The organism is Magnetospirillum gryphiswaldense MSR-1 v2 (genome assembly GCF_000513295.1).
Classification (GTDB): domain Bacteria; phylum Pseudomonadota; class Alphaproteobacteria; order Rhodospirillales; family Magnetospirillaceae; genus Magnetospirillum; species Magnetospirillum gryphiswaldense.
In genome coordinates this window covers 1,989,365-2,005,617 of the sequence record NC_023065.1, presented here as the reverse complement: position 1 = coordinate 2,005,617, position 16,253 = coordinate 1,989,365, and the positions used below count along the sequence as shown (strand labels likewise).

Genomic DNA, 16,253 nt, shown 5'->3' with positions numbered 1-16,253 from the left:
TCCACAATGCGCAAGCACGGCAGCGCTAGGAAGTCTCGGGAAATCCCCCAGCGCCTTCCAGTTCCACTGCAACGGATGAATGGATGGTGAAAAAGAAGGTGCAACCCTCATTGGGCCGCGCTTGAAACCAGATGCGACCGCCATGGTGCATGACGATGCGCTTGCAGATGGTCAACCCGATACCGGTGCCGGGATATTTTTCGGCAGTGTGCTGACGACGGAACAGGTCGAACATATCGTGTTCACTGTCTTCGATGCCGATGCCGTTGTCGGTCACCGAAAATTCCCACACACCGCCGTCCTCCCTGGCCTGGACGCGAATGGCAAGCGGACGTAGAGGGTTGTGGAACTTGATGGAATTGCCCAGAAGGTTCTGCCACAGCTGCACCATCTGGCGATGGTCCCCATGCACCTTGGGCAAAGGTTCCACCGTCACCGTGCCGCCGGTGGCCTCGAGCGACTGCCGGACGTTGTCAAGGGCTTCACGACAGCAAACGCCCATGTCGATGATCTTCAGAGGAGTGTCGGCGGCGATCCGTGAATAGATGAGCAGATCGTTGATCAGGCTGTACATTCGCAGTGCTGCCGACGAAACTAACCCCATCCAGTCCTTTTCTTCCACCGTCAGTCGCTCGGACATTTGGCGCTCGATCAACTGGGTGAAGGCGGTGATCGTGCGCAGGGGCTCCTGGAGATCGTGAGCCGCAACGTAGGCGAATCGTTCCAATTCGCTGTTCTGGCGCGTAACCAGATCGAGCGTTTGCATCAGCTCCCGCTCTGCCTTCTTGCGCGCGGTCACGTCCTCCTTGATGGCAACATAATGGGTTATGCCCCCCTCCGCGTTGCGGATTGGAGCGATGATCGCTTCTTCCCAATACGTCGAACCATCCTTGCGGCGATTGCAAAACTCCCCCGTCCAGGTCCGCCCCGACGAAATCGTCTCCCAAAGCGCCTTGTATTCCGCATCCGACTTGCCGCCGTCCCTGAGGATGCGAGGGTTCCGACCGACGACGTCCTCAAACGAATAACCTGTATTTAGGGTGAACTGCGGGTTCACATATTCAATGTTTGCTGCGGTGTCGGTGATGATAATTGCCACCGGGCTCTGCTCCACCGCCCGCTGCAGCTTGCGGATGGCTTCATCGGCCTTGCGGATATCGGTGATGTCGCGAAATACCGCCACATAATTGGCGAGTCGTCCGTTCTCATCGCTGACGGCCTTGATGGACAGCCATTCAGGATAGATCTCGCCATTCTTGCGTCGGTTCCAGATTTCTCCCTGCCATCCACCGGTCGCGGCGAGGGTCTGCCACATCGAGATGTAGAAATCTGGTCCGTGCCGGCCTGACCCGAGAATGCTTGGACGCTGGCCGAGAATTTCCTCACGCCGATATCCGGTGATGGCAAAGAAACTATCGTTGACGGCGACAACGGTGTTGGCAGCATCGGTTATCAAGATGCCTTCGCTGCTGGAGCGGAAGACCGTTGCAGCCAGCTTGAGCTGTGCCTCGGCCGCCCGTCTTTCAGCGATCTCGGTGGTAAGCGAATTGACCATGCCGCTGAGCGATCTGGCGAGAGTCGCCACCTCACGATAGCCCGAGACCAGTGGAATAGGCTCGGTCAGCGCGCCCTCGCCGATCCGGGCGGCCGCCGCGGACAAGCGCTCGATGGGGGCGGCCAGGCGCCCTGCCAACTGCCAGCCAACAATCGCTCCCAGCAGGCCGGCAATACCGCCTATCCAGAGGATGCGCTCGCGGGTCGCGCGAGCCAGGGCCAAGGCCGTCGACTCATTCTGGCGGACGATGATGGTCCAGCCGAGACCTGGATAGCTCTGATAGCCCTGGCTGCGCGCGAAACCGGACAGATAGATCGTTCCGTCCTGCCAGCGCAGCAAATCGCCCGCCCGATTGACCGAAGCGAGGTCCATTCCCGCCGGGGCAATCCGCGAAAACGCCTCGCCCTCGTTGCCAGTCGTACCGATCAGCACGATGCCCTCGCGGCTGATCAGGAAGATCTGAGTGTCGGTCGGCTTGTTGAAGGTGTTGACCACGTCCTGGGTCCACCACCAATGGAGATGGCCGCACAGGACCTGGACCACGTTGCCGTCAGGATCGCGGATGGGGGTGGCCACATCCAGCAGGTAGATGGGGGCGCCTCGCGGATTGGGTAGAAGCTTTGCTAGCAGCAATGCGTCATGGACATCACCGACATAAGGGGCTTTGGCTCCCTCGGAGAACCACGGACGTTTGGAGAGGTCGCGGGTCTCGAGATAGCCTTGAGTGCCCACTAGTCCCTGACCGCTGGCAAGATCGGCGATGCCTATCCATGCATAGTACTGGTAGGTGGACTGGACCCGTTCGAGGATGCGGCGCTTGCTGTCGACGGGAGTGGCGGGTGAGCGGAACTCATCCAGTTCGGCTAGGATCTGGATCTCGCGGAACCTTTCGAACATGCCGCGATCGAGAGCATCGAGAATCTGGGCCGCCAACCCGCTTAGCGCCTGCCCCTGCCGTTCGGCAAGATGGTTGCGGGCAAGTTCGGCAAACAAAAGGCCAATGGCCAGTGCTAGCCCGCAGGCTAGGCCGCCGACAGTCAACCCCAGCCGAACCCGCAGCCCAAGTCTGCTATCAAAGCTAGCAGAAGATTTTGCAGCTGGCGACAGCAGGCTTTTCCCTTGATCGTCGAATCCGTGTCCGGTCATTTTTCCTGTCTTCCCCGCTCTACCCGGCGTGTACCTGTTGCAGGATATTGAGGTTGTTCAGCATGGCGCACTCCGAAACCGGGCGGGCACATACTTTAGGCGCTATTGATGTATGGCGAAAGCCTCTCGACGCGCGGCGCGGCATTCCGATTTCGGACATCCTCTACCGCTCGTTTCACCTCTTTCGGACGGCGCTGAACTGGGCGCACTGATGGCGGCCAGAATCACGGCGGCACGCCCTCAAATGAGTGACGTTCCGCCAGAAGCCTAAGCGATCTTCTTGGTCTTGAGGTAGTTTGCCAGCTTACCATCCACGAGAAAGAAAAGCTAAGGCCCCGGAGTCCACCACCGAGATGTAGTGCAAATTTCGCGATTTGTTCTTTTTCGCCCATATGGACCTCCAGCGCCCCTTTGGCCAATTTGTTGGCGGGAGTGCTGTGATGGCAGATCAGGTCAAGCGTGGTCGAAATACCTGTAACTTTCAGCGGACGGCAGAGCAGCCCAACGCTGTGAGTTCTTTGGCTGCGCTTCCGCTGGAAACTGCCCTCGCACAGACCCACCGTAAGGGTCGTGACCCGGGTCGCGACCCTCCCTTGGGTGACGGGGCAATTGCCCCGGAACCTTTGAGCAGCGGTTGTCGGCGGCTTACCGATACCGAGCTTGAGGACGGAGGTTTGCAGAGGGTCAGCGACACACCTTCTGCCTCGCTGGTGAGGGCGAACGGCAGGGTGCGGCCCTCGCGCTGACGCATCACCACGACGCACTTGCGCTTGCCGTTCATGTTCTCGGCCAAGCGGCGGTCAACCCGATCCACCTTGCGGTTGGCCGGGCGGACATGCCCACCCACATAGCAGCCGTCCACCTCGACGGTGCCGTTCAGCACCATTCCCCGCAATTCCGCCGCCATGGCCTCGCGCAGCTTGTGGGTCAGGACGAAGGCCGTCTTGTATTGGACGCCGAGATCGCGGGCCAGTTGGAGGGAGGAAATACCCTTGGCCGCGTTGATGAAGATGACGATAGCCAGGAGGTAATCCCGGATCGTCAGCTTACGGCTGGCGAAGATCGTTCCCGAAGTGACGGAGAACTGCTTGCCGCAGCCCTTGCACTTGAAGATCGGGCGCGAGGCGTAGGCGTAACAGGCCACGCAGCCGCATTCCGGGCAGACAGCCTCGCCTTCGGTCGAGGCCCAACGGATCGCCCGGAACATGGCCATCGCCTCTTCGTCCGTCATCCGCATCACGTCCCGCAACGACAGGCTCCGCGCCTTGGCGCTGAGGAGGAAGTGCTGTCCGGGAGTCTTGCGAGGCATGGCGTGACACCGTGTCATTAACCAGTGACTTTGAGTGTAGTCACATTTTAATGACACAGCAACACTAAATGTCATTCCAGAATGAATTAATAACATGAAAATATGTCTTGCTTTCACCCTGGCATGACCTACACATCATGGTGTAATGATGCGAGCCATGAACTACGACGAATTCCAGCGCCATGTCGGCAAGGCGGGCCTCACGTTGAAGGCTTTTGCCGGGCTCGTGCGCATGAACCGGATATCGCTGTCTAACCTCGCCAAGAAGGGCGAGGTGCCGACGCACCTGGCGATCATCGCGGCCCTTCTGGGCGAGATGGCCGATAAGGGGATCGACTACCGCGAGGTGCTTTCCCGTATCGACATCGCCCCGAAGAAGCCCCGGGGTGCCGGCAAAGGCGGCAAATTCGGCGGCGATAAACAGGAGGAGCTGTTCGTCAGGCCGCCGAAGCCGAGCCCATCCGGCAGTGCCGCAGGCTCAGAAGAAACGCGTTGAAAGAACGGATGCGGAACAGTACATTGCGAGAACAGGAGGCGTCCATGAATGCACTGATCACGCGGCCGGCCGGGCCTGCGACGCGAGATGACGCGGTTGCGACCGACCTCTTCTCCTGCGGAGGAGGGATGAGCGCCGGGTTCTCGCGCAGCCACGGTTGGCGGATTGCCGCCGCCGTCGATCTCGAAGTGGCGAAGCCCTCCGGCAAGGCGGCGGGCGAAACCGGCTGCAACGCGGTCTACGAGGCCAACCACGGCCTCCGCCCCATCTCCGCCGATTTGCTGGTGTTGCCGCCGGCCGAGTTGATGGAAACGGCGGGGCTGGAGCGCGGGGAAACGTCCTGCCTGATTTCCTGTGCACCCTGCACCGACTTTTCACGCGCCAATCCGGCCAATCACGTCACGGACAAGGAGCGGAACACGCTCGTCGGCCGAACCGGCGATTTCATCGAGGCGCTGCTGCCCGAGACGTTCGTCATGGAGAACGCCCGCGAACTGATCACCGGCAACCATCCCCAGCATTGGCGGGGACTCAAGGCGCGGCTGGAACTGCTCGGGTACGACGTGCGGGAGGACGTGCATTTCCTGTCCGACTTCGGCCTTCCCCAGGTGCGCGAGCGAGCGCTGATCATGGCGTCCCGCATCGGCCCGGCCCGGACTCTCGAAGACCTATGGGACGGCTGGAAAGTCGCACCCGAGGCGGTGACGGTGAGGACCGCCTTCGCCCGGCTCGCGGAGTGGCAGGCGGCCAATCCGGTGGACTCCGATGGCGCTGCTTTTCCCGGCATGGGCGAAGAAGTCGCCGCGCGGCTGGCCGCAACGCCGTTCGATGGCGGAAGCTGGGTGGATGTCGCCCGCAATCCGAAGACGCGGCACCTCTGCACCCCCGAATGCCTGAAGCGTTGGGAAAGCCGCGATCTCGGATCGCACCCCGACGTGTACGGACGCATGTGGTGGGATCGGCCCGCGCCGACGATCAAGCGTGAATGCGCCCATGTCGGCAACGGTCGTTACGCCCATCCGGAGGCCAACCGCCTGCTTACCGTCCTGGAAATGGCGACCCTACAGGGGTTCCCGTTCCACTACCGGTTCCCTTCGCGGGCGGTCGCCAATCGCTATCGCGTCATCGGTGATGCCGTCCCGCCGATGATCGCCTGGCAGATTCGCGCCTGTGTCGATTGGATGCGGAACGGGCGCAAGCCTGATCCGACGGAATGGATCATGCCGGATACGTCCTTGCGCCTTGAGGATTTGCGTCGGGCGTCCGAGGCCCCGATGCCGGCGTCCCGTGCGGCCTAAAGGCCGCACCAGATGCGGACATTCGAGACGAAATAGTTCCAGTGATCAGGATGGCGACGCCGGCCGCCGTCCCATCCCCAGCAGTGGTGCAGATTAAAGATGTGGCTGAACCGAGTAAGGTCACGGTTGTTCATGACGCGCCGTTGAACACCACCCTCAAGAATTTCGCGGTTCAACACCGACATCATCAGGAAGCGATCAGTTCTCAATTCGGTCTGGGTCTCGCGCGATGCGAGGCCCATGCGCTCAGCTTCCGCCGCCGCCCGTCATCGTCCAGGGCAATGCTCAGTTCCTCAGCCACCATTTCGGCCACGTCGTTGGTGGTGATGGCGGTATCCGCCCGCCGCACGGCATCCAGAATGGCCTTGGTAAGGTCGCCTCGCGCCATGGGGTGTTCCAGCAGCGGCGTCGGCCTGGGCAGACGGGCCGGAATGGCCTCGGGATTGGCGGAAGACCCCATGAATAGCTTCAAGGTGGCGTCCACATGCACCAGGGAGGCGCGAAGATCGTTGATGCGGCGTTCCGCCGCAACGATTTCCCCGGCCAGTTCGCCCCGCTTGTGCTTCAGCGCCGATACCACATGGCTCTCAGCCATCGAAAATCTCCAAATGCAGTTAAGCATCCGGACGTTAGGCTAACAACCGAAGTTAGGGGAGGCTTCCGAAGGTGTGCTTGCTACATAATGCCGTAAATCACGCCGAGAGTGCCCCACAATGGCAAGCCATCCGTCAGATGCCCGATAGCTGAAACGCGGGTCGAGGACCGGGACGTAGCGCGAGAAGGTGTCCACCACCGTCAAAACCCGGATCTTTCGGCCCGTAGCCAGTTGGTCATGAACGAAATCCATGCCCAGGTTTCGTTGGGCCGGGTCGCCTCCTTCCGATCTTCCCGCAGCTTGGCCTTGACGCGACGCTTCGGGGCTTTGTTGCGTAGCTGTAGGCCCATTTCCCGGTAAATCCGGTAAGTCCGGTTCTGCCCCAATGACCAGCCCTCACGGCGCAATAACACATGCACCCGGCGATAGCCGTAGCGCACCCGCGTCTCCGCGATCTCCTTGATCCGTTGCCGAAGGCCAGCCCGTTCTTGTCGACGCGATTTGTAGTGATAGGTCGAAGTGTCCACCTGAAGGACCCGGCAGGCCCGCCGGATCGACACGGCCCATTCCCTGCAAAGCCCGTCAACCAGCTTGCGCTTGAGAACAGGATTCACATTTTTCGGCGGATGACGTCCTGCAGCATTTCTTTGTCGAGCGTCAGATCGGCGACGATGCGCTTCAACTGGGAGTTCTCCTCCTCCAACTGACGCAGTCGCCGCATCTCGGTCGGCAACAGGCCGTCGTATTTGCGCTTCCAGTTGAAGTACGTCGCTTAGCTGATCCCGGCCTTGCGGCAGATTTCCGCAACCGGAATGCCATCCGCGCCTTGCTTCAGGATGAACGCCTTTTGCGCGTCCGTGAACTTCGATGCCTTCATCTCGATCTTCCTTCCCCAGCCGGGAAATCCGATCCGAAAACTCTAACTCAAAACGATCCAGTTTTCCGGGGGCACATCAAATTTCCCAAGGCAGGTCAGCCCGCTGGTCTAGAGCGGTTTCACGCCGAGCGGAATCGGTAGAGGATTCCCCCTGAGGTCATTTTGTGATTCAACATCTTCGGTAACAACGCTCCCGAGGATGATGCGATGACGTGGCGCTCAGGGCAGTCCTATTCTCAGGACTTGCGCGATAGAGTTTTGGCGGCTGTGGACAGCGGCATGAGCGCCTACGAGGTGGCGCCGCTGTTCCGGGTGAGCGTTTCGTACATCTACAAGGCCCAAGGCCGCCGCCGGGCCACCGGCGAGACGACGGTGAAGCCACGGCCTGGGCGGCCAGGACAGAAGCTGGCGGCTCACCTTGAGGCGTTGCAGGCGCAGATCAAGGTCGAGCCCGATGCCACGCTGGCTGAGTTGCGCGCCTGGGTTCTGGCCGAATTGGGCGTGTCGATCAGCGTCGGCGGCCTGTGGAACACGCTTGAGCGGCTCGACCTCAGTCTGAAAAAAAGAGTGCGCATGCTGCCGAGCAGGAACGTCCCGACGTAGCCGAAGGACGCATCGCCTGGCGAGCCGAGCAGCCGGCGCTGGACCCAACCCGCTTGGTCTTCCTTGATGAAACCGGGGCATCGACCAACATGACCCGGCGCTACGGACGGGCGCCGCGCGGTCAGCGGCTGCTGGCTGCGGTGCCGCACGGTCATTGGAAAATGACCACCTTCGTCGGGGCGCTCCGGCATGACGGAATCTCCGCCCCCTTCGTCATCGACAAGGCGATGAATGGCGCGATCTTCCTGGCCTATGTCGAGCAGGTCCTGGCTCCGACCTTGCGGCCCGGCGACATCGTCGTAATGGACAATCTGCCCGCCCACAAGGTGGCAGGGGTCAAGCAACTCATCGAAGCCCGAGGGGCCACCCTGCGGTATCTGCCGCCCTACTCCCCAGACCTCAATCCCATCGAGCTCGCCTTCGCCAAGCTCAAGAGCCTGCTGCGAAAGGCGCAAGCCCGCACCATCAACACCTTATGGGACGTGATCGGAAAACTCATCGACCTGTTTCCGCCCGAGGAATGCGCCAATTTCTTCGCCCACGACGGATATGGACGCTCGATGTGAAAATGCTCTAAACCAAGCGAACGGCTTCGCGCTTAAATTCGTCAGTGAACGTCCTCATTCCTGTACCCGTCATCTGAATATCCTTCGTGCGGTTTTATCACAGCACGCTCTCCACTCTGTTCCGGGCAAGTCCGGTCGTCCATTGGCCGTTGGGCGCATCAGGGTCAGCCTCGGTTTTGCCGGATGGTTTCGGCGTACCAGTCGAACGACGCCTTGGGGGTGCGTCGTCCGGTGGGGAAGTCGACGCGGATGATGCCAAAGCGGTTGCCGTAGCCCGATCCCCATTCAAAATTATCGAACAGCGACCAGATGAAATAGCCGCGAATGTCGGCACCTTGTTCGATCGCCGTGGTCATGGCCGCCGTGTACAGCTTCAGGTACGAGATGCGATAGAAATCATCGACCCGGCCCGCAGCATCGGCGAATTCCTTGTCGTCATCCCGACCACAACCATTTTCGGTGATGTAGATGGGCAGGCCGTAGCGCTGGTGGGTCTCCATCAACTGGTCGGTGAAGGCCTCGGGGAATATTTCCCAGCCGATTTCCGGGTGGGCCTCGGCCACCTTGACGTCGGCCCAGGCGAAACCAAGCTGGGAATTTGGATCGTCCTTGGCCCAGATGGGGCCGTAATGGTTCATCCCCACCCAATCCAGGCGACGGCAGATGCGGGCCATGTCGCCGGCCTGCACATAGGGTTCGTAATCGGCGGCGACGTGGGCCGGGTAATGACCCAGGATATGCGGGTCGGCATAGACCCGGTTCCAATGGGCGTCCAAAATTTCGGCGGCGCGGCGATCGGCGGCGGAGTTTTCATCCGCCGGGTGGATGGGTTGCAGATTGTAAACGCAGCCGACGGAAGCGTCGGGCACCCAATGGCGGATGACATCCACCGCCGCCCCATGGGCCAGATTGACGTGATGGCAGGCGGGGAAATAAGCGGCGCGGTCCTCGGCTGCCGGGGCACACCAGTTCATGGCATAGCCGAACAAGGTGCACACATTGGGCTCGTTGAAGGTGGCGAAATGCTTGATCCGGTCGCCGAAGCGCCGCACCACCAAGGTGGAATAATCGGCGAACCAGCCGGCCACGTCGCGGTTGGTCCAGCCGCCCAACTCGTGCAGGCGCTGCGGCAGATCCCAGTGATACAGGCACAGCCACGGGGTGATGTCGGCTTCCAGCACCGTGTCGATCAGGCGGTCATAGAAATCCAGGCCCTTGTCGTTGATGGCACCGCGTCCGCGCGGCAGCACCCTGGGCCACGACACCGAAAAGCGATAGGCGTCGATGCCCAGGCGCTTCATCAGCGCCACGTCTTCGGGGTAGCGGTGATAATGGTCGCAGGCGACATCGCCGGTATCGCCGTTGGCGGTGCGGCCCTTGGTGCGCGAATGGAGGTCCCAGATGCTGGGGCCTCGGCCATCTTCCGCCGCCGCCCCTTCGATCTGATAGGCCGAGGTGGACCCGCCCCAGACGAAATCCGGGCGAACCTTGAGCGGCAAAGTCTTTGTCTTGGTCATGCTTCCCCCGGAGCCTGGGTTTTATTTCTCCCAGTCTACGCCCGAAGCGAAAACCGTCAACGCTGCAAGGCGTTGAGCGACAAGATCACCTTGTCCAGACCACGGAAGGCGGCGGCCAGTTCCACATGGGCTTCCCGCATGGCCCCGGCATCGGGGCAGGGATGGCCGCCCAGGCGGTTGGCCTGCAACATGCGCACCGCCGCCGCCAGGCTTTGGCCCTTGACGAAATCGGCCACACGCTGCACGGCGGCATAATGCACCGAGATATGGGCGGCCAGTTGCGGCGACAGCAGGAACAGGCTGCCCTGGGCGGTGCGGAAAGCGCAATCGATGCCGGCCATGGAGATCACCGCCGACACGAACGACACGCCGGCATCGACATTGGGCGGCAAGGGGACGGCGTCGAAGGCCAGTCGACGGGTTTCCAATTCGGCGGCCAGGCAGGCGGCGGTGGCACGGCGACGCTCGGCCAATTCGGCCCGACGCATGGAGCGGGCGGCGGTGATGCCGAACAGCCCGGCCAGCATGGCCCCGGTCACCAGCAGTAGGGCCATGGCCCAGGCCGGCAGCAGGCCGGCGGCGGGGGGCACCGTCTCGACAACCGGAACCTGAACGACCACCGGCGGCGGAGACGGGGACGGCAGGACCGGTGCCACCGTCGACGGGGTCGAGGGTTGGGGCGGGGCGGGGGCCGCAGCCGCCGGCTCGTCGGGTTCCGCTGGACGCAGCGGCTGGAAATCCGGTCGTTCCTCCTCGACCGCCGGCTTGTCCTGAGGCGGAGCGGCCACCGGCGCCGGCGCTTGGGCCAAAGCCGGGGCGGCGATCAGCAGGAAAGCCAGGGGAAGCAAACGCAAGGACAGCATGGGAGTCTTCCGCAAGGATGGGTGGCTGGCGGCGACCATACCCGAACCGGCACGATGGCGGAATAGCGGCCAGTGTCCTGCCCCAGAAATTCGCATGGCGGAATTCTGGGATAAGCAGGCCACTAATTTATTGAATTGTGTGGTGATTTCGATGTTCGCAGGAAGATGCGACCTTCGGAATCGCCACACTAGGCGACAATCATCCCCGCCGCCAGCTTTCGTCCGCCTCGGTGGTGAGCAGATGCGTGTCGTCGATGACCCGCTCGGGCGGGAAGGTGACGGTGACGGTGGTGCCATGATCGGGAATCGAGTGCAGTTCCATGGTGCCGCCATGGGCATTGACCAGGGCCTTGGTCAGGGGCAGGCCCAGCCCGGTTCCCTCGTATTTGCGCGACAGTCTGGTGTCGGCCTGGACAAAGGGTTCCATCACCTTGTCCATATCCTCGGGGGTCATGCCGATACCGGTGTCGATCACCTCGATAACCATGCCGCGGCCATCCACCTGGGCGGTCACCCGGACCATGCCGCCATCGTCGGTGAACTTGACCGCGTTGGACAGCAGGTTCAGCAGAATCTGGCGGATGCGCCGTTCATCGGCGCGCAGGAAGGCCAAGCCGTCGGGCAGGTCGGCTTCCAGGGAAATGCCGTTGGCCGAGGCCCGCTTGTCCATCATGCGCAGGCTGGCGCGGACCACCGCCGCCACGTCCACCGGGCTTTCCACCAGATCGGTCATGCCGGCCTCGGCCTTGGACATATCCAGGATATCGTTGATCAGCTCCAGTAGATGCATGCCGCTTTCATGCACGTCGTCCACATAGGATCGATAGGCCGGCGGTTGCAATGGGCCGAAGATTTCGTGCTTCATCAGTTCGGAAAAGCCGATGATGGCGTTCAAGGGCGTCCGCAATTCGTGGCTGATATTGGCCAGGAAGGTGGCCTTGGCCCGGTTGCCGCGCTCGGCGGCGTCGCGGGCCTCACGCAAGGTGACTTCCACCTTCTTGCGGTCGGTGATGTCGGTGAAGGTCAGGATCAGGCCGCCGCCGGGCATGGCGGTCGAGCGGATTTCCAGCACGCTGCCATTGGGACGGGCATGTTCGAACACCCGGCGCGGGTCGCGGCGCAGACGGGCCAGACGGCGCTGGACCTTGACCATGATGGCGCCGGAATGGCCGAATTCGCCCTGTACCGCCAGATAAAGCAGCAAGGCTTCCAGGTTGGACGTGCCGGTTTCGATCTCGGTTTCCGGCAGGTCCAGCAATTGCCGGGCATGGCTGTTGAGCGCCACCAGCCGTTCGTCGCCGTCGAACACCACCACGCCTTGGCCCATGTTGTCGATGATCGTCTGACGCATGGCCGATTGCGTCGCCAGTTCCTGCTCGTGCCGCTTCAACGGCGTGATGTCGGCGGCGGTGCCGCGATAACCGTCGAATTTGCCGTCGGCGTCGAAGGCCGGACGCCCGGCCATCTCGACGAATTTCACCGCACCGCTGGGCATGGGGTGGACAAAGATGAACCCGCGGAAGGGGCGGCGGCCCCGGATCAGGCTTTGCTGTACATCCCAATCGCGTGGGTCTTCGCACGATGTGGCCAGATCGCTGAAGGGCCGACCGATGAAATAGCCCGGCCCCACCCCCAGCACCTGACGCACCCGACCGGACACGAAGGTGAAGCGCAGATCGGCATCCAGCTCCCAGAACCAGTCCGAGGCCGATTCGGCCAGATCGCGGAAGCGCTGTTCGCTTTCCACCAGGGCGTCTTCCACCCTTTTGCGGTCGGTGATGTCACGCACCAGACCGATATAGGTGATCAGCCCGCCCTGGTTCATGCGGGTCACCGCCAGTTCTAGCGGAAACACCGTGCCGTCCTTGCGTTTGCCCTTGACCTGACGACCGATGCCGATGACCCGGGCCTCACCGGTTTCGGCGTAGCGGCGCATGTAATCGTCATGTTCGGAATGATAGGGTTCGGGCATCAGCATGCTGACATTGCGGCCCACCGTCTCGTCGGCGCCATAGCCGAAGATGCGTTCGGCGGCGGCGTTGAACGACAGGATGGAAGCGGTGTCATCGATGGTGATGATGCCGTCCACCACCGTGTTCATGATGCCGCGCAGCCAAGTGACACTGTCGTGCAGCGACGCGGTCACCTGCCTCCGGGCGGTGACGTCGCGCAGGATGCGCAGATAGCCGCCATCGGCGGTGGGGTAGACGTTGATGGAGACCCAACGGCCATCAAACAGTTCCGCCTCGCAGCCCTGCACCGCCGGCACCGCGTGATCAGCCAGCTTGCCCGAGCGCACGACCTCGCATTCCTGCCGCACCACCCCCATTTCGAACTCGGCATCGACAATGTCTTGAAACAGGCGGCCGGGCTTGATGATCTCGGCCACCGGGGCCATGAACTGGCGGTACAGGTCGTTGGCGGTCACCAATCGTTCGCGCGGATCGAACAAGGCGACGCCGTCTTGGACACTGGACAGGGCGTCGACCAAGCGGCTTTGCAGCAGATTGGCGCGTTGGCCTTCGCTTTCCGCCACCGCCTGCTGCCGCATCAGCACTTCCAGCAGCAGCGCCAAGGCCATCAGCACCGACAACAATTGGGCGACGAAAAAGCCCCAGACGGCGATGGCGTGGTCGGAATTGAGGACGGGCGATGCCAACAGCACCAGCCCGTGCAGGGCGAAGGCGATGGAGGCCAGGGTATTGGGCGCCTGATGGCCGCCGCGCAGGCGCGGGGCGCGGAAATGCCAAGCGGCCAACAAAAGCGGTCCGCCGCCCAGGCCGAGAACCGGCAAATCCAACGGCAGCAGGCCGTTGGCGCGGCCCAGATGGACCAGCAGCCCCCAGGTCATGGCCACTTGCAGGCCGCCTATCAGCAAGCCGCCGGAAACCGGGCGTCCCCCCAGGGAAACGGCACCGCACAGGGACAGACCGGCAGCCAGGGCATGCAATCCGTCGGACAGGTCGGCGCGGATGTCCAAGCCATCCGGTATCAAGACGGCGCGGGACAGGGTTTCCAGAAAAAAGGCGGCGGCCCACCAGCCAAAGGCCTTGGGGGCATTGGGCAAGGTCCAGCCGTAAAGAGTGACCACGGTCAACACCGCGGCCCCCATCACCGTCCCCAACAAGGCCGCCTGTAAGGTTAAATCCATCAGTCCGGCTTCCCCTGTCCGACCGCCCCCACAGCCGGCCCGCGCACGTTTTGTGTGTTAGTCGTCGTAAGCTACCAAGGTCGAGCACGGAACGTTCATGTCCGACAGACGCTGGCGACCGGGCAGGAAATTCAGTTCAATGATCGCCGCCGCGCCGGTGACGTTGCCGCCCACCTTGCGCAGCAAATCAACCCCGGCACACATGGTGCCGCCGGTGGCCAGCAAATCGTCCAAGATGACCACGCGCTGGCCCGGCTGGATGGCGTCTTCCTGGATCTCGATGGTGTCGGTGCCATATTCCAACGAATATTCATGGCGGATGGTCTTGCCCGGCAGCTTGCCCTTCTTGCGCAGCATGACGAAGCCACAGCCCAGCTTCAACGCCAGCGGCGCCGCCACCAGAAAGCCGCGGGATTCGACGCCGGCCAGCACGTCGGGCTGGAGCTTGCGCACATCGTTGGCCAAGCGGCCCAGGGCCACCGACCAAGCATCAGGATGGGCCAACAGGGTCGAGATGTCATAGAACAGGATGCCGGGCTTGGGAAAGTCCGGAATGCCGCGAATGTGGTCCTTGATATCCATCTTGCAATCGTCCCATGGCAAGTCGTCGATTGGGGCAGAAGGTAATCCCTAATGCCGTCGGGGTCAAAGCGGCAGCAGGGCCGCCAGTTCATCCAGCACGGATTGGAGCGGGATCAGGTCCATGGACTCGCCGCCATGATCCTGCGCCCGGATCACCCGCGCCACCTGGGCGGCGGGGGCGAACTTGGCCGCCGGTGTCGGCCCGAACAGCGAAATCAGCGGTACGTCGGCGGCGGCCAGCATGTGGCCGGTGCCGGAATCGTTGGCGATGGCCGCGCGCAGGCGCCGGCCCAGGGCGATGGTCAACAGCGGGGTTACCTTGTCCGCCGCTTGCAAGGGCAGCAGGGCCTGGGGCAGGGTGGCGCGAATCGGCATCGCCCAATCGCCTTCATTGGGGCCCAGCAGGAAAACCGGCACCCGGCCCTGTTGCGTCAGATGTTCACCCACGGCGATAAAGCGATCGAGCGGCCAGCATTTCTGCCGCCCACCGGCCCCAGGGGCCAGTCCCACATAGACCGGACCGTCCGGCAGCAGGCGGGCGGCCTCGGCTTCGGTGGCGGGGTCGATGATCAGGGCGGCGGCGGTTTCCACCACGCTCCCTTTGGCCAGGGTGACCAGATCCATCAACTGACCGACCATGGCGGGCGGGCGGACATGGCCGGAGCCGGGCCGGGCCGAGGACAGCCAAAAACCGGCGGCGGCGGAGATGAAACGGGTATGGCGGACCCGGCGCAGGATCAGGCTGGTCAACAGGCGGCGCTGGGTGTCGATGATCAGGTCGAAATGGCGGCCATGCAGTGGCCGAGGGCCGAACAATTCCGCCGCCCGGCTGCCGATGCCGGCCTGATCCACCACCTCGTCCACCAGTCCGGCGACCACCGGGGCCAGGGTGCCGGCATAGACGGTATGGCCCTTGCCGGCCAGCCAAGTGATGCGGGCGGCGGGGAAGCCAGCCCGCAAGGCCCGCAGGAACGGCAGCTTCATCAGCCCGTCGCCGACGGCGTCAAGACCGACATAGACCAGGATGCTTGCCGGGTGACTCACTGGCCGCGTAATCCGTTGACAAAGCGGGCCATGCCGACCTGGCGGTCGCGTTTCAGCCGTTCGGCATCCAGCACCGCCTGGACGCGGGCGATGGAGCGGTCGATGTCGGCATTGAGCAAGATGTAATCGTACTCGAACCAATGGCTCATTTCGTCGCCGGCCTTGCTCATGCGCTTGGCCACCACCTCGGCGCTGTCCTGGGCGCGGGTGTGCAGGCGGCGTTCCAGTTCGGCCAGGGACGGCGGCAGGATGAACACGGTGACCAGATCGGCCCGCGCGTTCTGCCCCAATTGCTGGGTGCCCTGCCAATCGATGTCGAACAACACGTCACGACCGGCGGCCAGGGTGTCTTCCACCGGTTGGCGCGGCGTGCCGTAATAATTGTCGAACACGCGGGCATGTTCCAGGAACTGGCCGGCGGCGACCATCTGCTGGAAGGTCTCGACGCTGACGAAATGATAATCCTTGCCGTCCACCTCGCCCGGACGGGGCGGGCGGGTGGTGGCCGACACCGACAGGGCGATATCGGCATCGCGCTCCAGGAGCGCGCGGGAAATGGTGCTTTTGCCGGCGCCCGACGGCGACGACAACACCAGCATCAGGCCGCGGCGCGGCACGTTAGGCAGATTGGCGGGCGGGAAAGTCATGGGT

The 16,253-nt window shown here is 62.8% G+C and carries 12 protein-coding genes and 2 pseudogenes; 3 read left to right on the top strand and 11 right to left on the bottom strand.

Annotated elements, in window-relative coordinates:
- Window positions 1-25: 25 nt before the first annotated feature.
- Both MGMSRV2_RS09460 and MGMSRV2_RS09455 read right to left on the bottom strand, forming a co-directional pair.
- Complete coding sequence (locus MGMSRV2_RS09460) at window positions 26-2,701, bottom strand: PAS domain S-box protein (protein ID WP_024080132.1); 2,676 nt, start codon at window positions 2,699-2,701, stop codon at window positions 26-28.
- Between the two features lie 691 nt (window positions 2,702-3,392).
- A pseudogene (locus MGMSRV2_RS09455) lies at window positions 3,393-4,010 on the bottom strand (IS1595 family transposase); the annotation flags it as partial.
- Between the two features lie 157 nt (window positions 4,011-4,167).
- On the opposite strand from MGMSRV2_RS09455, the gene MGMSRV2_RS09450 reads away from it, so the two are divergent.
- Together MGMSRV2_RS09450 and MGMSRV2_RS09445 are read left to right on the top strand one after the other, a co-directional pair.
- Window positions 4,168-4,506 (top strand): hypothetical protein, encoded by a 339-nt coding sequence (locus tag MGMSRV2_RS09450; protein WP_024080129.1) that lies wholly within the window; start codon window positions 4,168-4,170, stop codon window positions 4,504-4,506.
- Between the two features lie 44 nt (window positions 4,507-4,550).
- Entirely contained in the window at window positions 4,551-5,804 is a 1,254-nt protein-coding gene (locus MGMSRV2_RS09445; RefSeq protein WP_024080128.1) for a DNA cytosine methyltransferase, read from the top strand.
- Here the strand turns inward: MGMSRV2_RS09445 and MGMSRV2_RS21020 are convergent.
- From MGMSRV2_RS21020 to MGMSRV2_RS09435, 3 genes and pseudogenes are all read right to left on the bottom strand, one after another.
- Window positions 5,801-6,046, bottom strand: coding sequence for a hypothetical protein (locus MGMSRV2_RS21020; RefSeq protein WP_024080127.1), 246 nt, complete (start codon window positions 6,044-6,046; stop codon window positions 5,801-5,803). The genes MGMSRV2_RS09445 and MGMSRV2_RS21020 overlap by 4 nt on opposite strands.
- Window positions 6,010-6,399, bottom strand: coding sequence for a hypothetical protein (locus tag MGMSRV2_RS09440; protein ID WP_024080126.1), 390 nt, complete (start codon window positions 6,397-6,399; stop codon window positions 6,010-6,012). Before MGMSRV2_RS09440 ends, MGMSRV2_RS21020 begins: the two co-directional genes overlap by 37 nt.
- Before the next feature lie 132 nt (window positions 6,400-6,531).
- Window positions 6,532-7,276, bottom strand: a pseudogene (locus MGMSRV2_RS09435) (IS3 family transposase); the annotation flags it as partial.
- A 207-nt stretch (window positions 7,277-7,483) separates the two neighbouring features.
- Between MGMSRV2_RS09435 and MGMSRV2_RS09430 the strand changes: the two are divergent.
- Window positions 7,484-8,445, top strand: a protein-coding gene (locus MGMSRV2_RS09430; protein WP_144084247.1) for an IS630 family transposase whose coding sequence is annotated in 2 segments (ribosomal slippage) — window positions 7,484-7,832 and window positions 7,832-8,445 — 963 coding nt in all. Because the reading frame shifts where the segments join, the coding sequence is not laid out codon by codon here.
- Window positions 8,446-8,609: 164 nt separating this feature from the next.
- Here MGMSRV2_RS09430 and MGMSRV2_RS09425 read toward each other — a convergent pair.
- From MGMSRV2_RS09425 to gmk, 6 genes are all read right to left on the bottom strand, one after another.
- Window positions 8,610-9,962 carry a GH1 family beta-glucosidase gene (locus MGMSRV2_RS09425; RefSeq protein WP_024080122.1) on the bottom strand — a complete coding sequence of 451 codons (1,353 nt, stop codon included), beginning with the start codon at window positions 9,960-9,962 and terminating at the stop codon, window positions 8,610-8,612.
- Window positions 9,963-10,018: 56 nt separating this feature from the next.
- A complete protein-coding gene (locus MGMSRV2_RS09420; protein ID WP_024080121.1) occupies window positions 10,019-10,825 on the bottom strand; it encodes a hypothetical protein in 807 nt (268 codons plus the stop codon).
- A gap of 199 nt (window positions 10,826-11,024) precedes the next feature.
- Window positions 11,025-13,976, bottom strand: coding sequence for a PAS-domain containing protein (locus tag MGMSRV2_RS09415; RefSeq protein ID WP_024080120.1), 2,952 nt, complete (start codon window positions 13,974-13,976; stop codon window positions 11,025-11,027).
- A gap of 57 nt (window positions 13,977-14,033) precedes the next feature.
- Entirely contained in the window at window positions 14,034-14,558 is a 525-nt protein-coding gene (locus tag MGMSRV2_RS09410; RefSeq protein ID WP_024080119.1) for an adenine phosphoribosyltransferase, read from the bottom strand.
- Window positions 14,559-14,621: 63 nt separating this feature from the next.
- Window positions 14,622-15,602, bottom strand: coding sequence for a glycosyltransferase family 9 protein (locus MGMSRV2_RS09405; protein WP_024080118.1), 981 nt, complete (start codon window positions 15,600-15,602; stop codon window positions 14,622-14,624).
- Window positions 15,599-16,249, bottom strand: coding sequence for a guanylate kinase (gene gmk / locus MGMSRV2_RS09400; protein ID WP_024080117.1), 651 nt, complete (start codon window positions 16,247-16,249; stop codon window positions 15,599-15,601). The genes MGMSRV2_RS09405 and gmk overlap by 4 nt, the downstream gene beginning before the upstream one ends.
- Window positions 16,250-16,253: the final 4 nt, after the last annotated feature.

Bases quoted from the DNA above. Each gene is read 5' to 3' on its own strand.
- MGMSRV2_RS21020 (WP_024080127.1), bottom strand. From the start codon at position 6,046: ATGGGCCTCGCATCGCGCGAGACCCAGACCGAATTGAGAACTGATCGC.
- MGMSRV2_RS09440 (WP_024080126.1), bottom strand. From the start codon at position 6,399: ATGGCTGAGAGCCATGTGGTATCGGCGCTGAAGCACAAGCGGGGCGAA.
- MGMSRV2_RS09445 (WP_024080128.1), top strand. From the start codon at position 4,551: ATGAATGCACTGATCACGCGGCCGGCCGGGCCTGCGACGCGAGATGAC.
- MGMSRV2_RS09410 (WP_024080119.1), bottom strand. From the start codon at position 14,558: ATGGATATCAAGGACCACATTCGCGGCATTCCGGACTTTCCCAAGCCC.
- MGMSRV2_RS09415 (WP_024080120.1), bottom strand. From the start codon at position 13,976: ATGGATTTAACCTTACAGGCGGCCTTGTTGGGGACGGTGATGGGGGCC.
- MGMSRV2_RS09425 (WP_024080122.1), bottom strand. From the start codon at position 9,962: ATGACCAAGACAAAGACTTTGCCGCTCAAGGTTCGCCCGGATTTCGTC.
- MGMSRV2_RS09420 (WP_024080121.1), bottom strand. From the start codon at position 10,825: ATGCTGTCCTTGCGTTTGCTTCCCCTGGCTTTCCTGCTGATCGCCGCC.
- MGMSRV2_RS09460 (WP_024080132.1), bottom strand. From the start codon at position 2,701: ATGACCGGACACGGATTCGACGATCAAGGGAAAAGCCTGCTGTCGCCA.
- gmk (WP_024080117.1), bottom strand. From the start codon at position 16,249: ATGACTTTCCCGCCCGCCAATCTGCCTAACGTGCCGCGCCGCGGCCTG.
- MGMSRV2_RS09450 (WP_024080129.1), top strand. From the start codon at position 4,168: ATGAACTACGACGAATTCCAGCGCCATGTCGGCAAGGCGGGCCTCACG.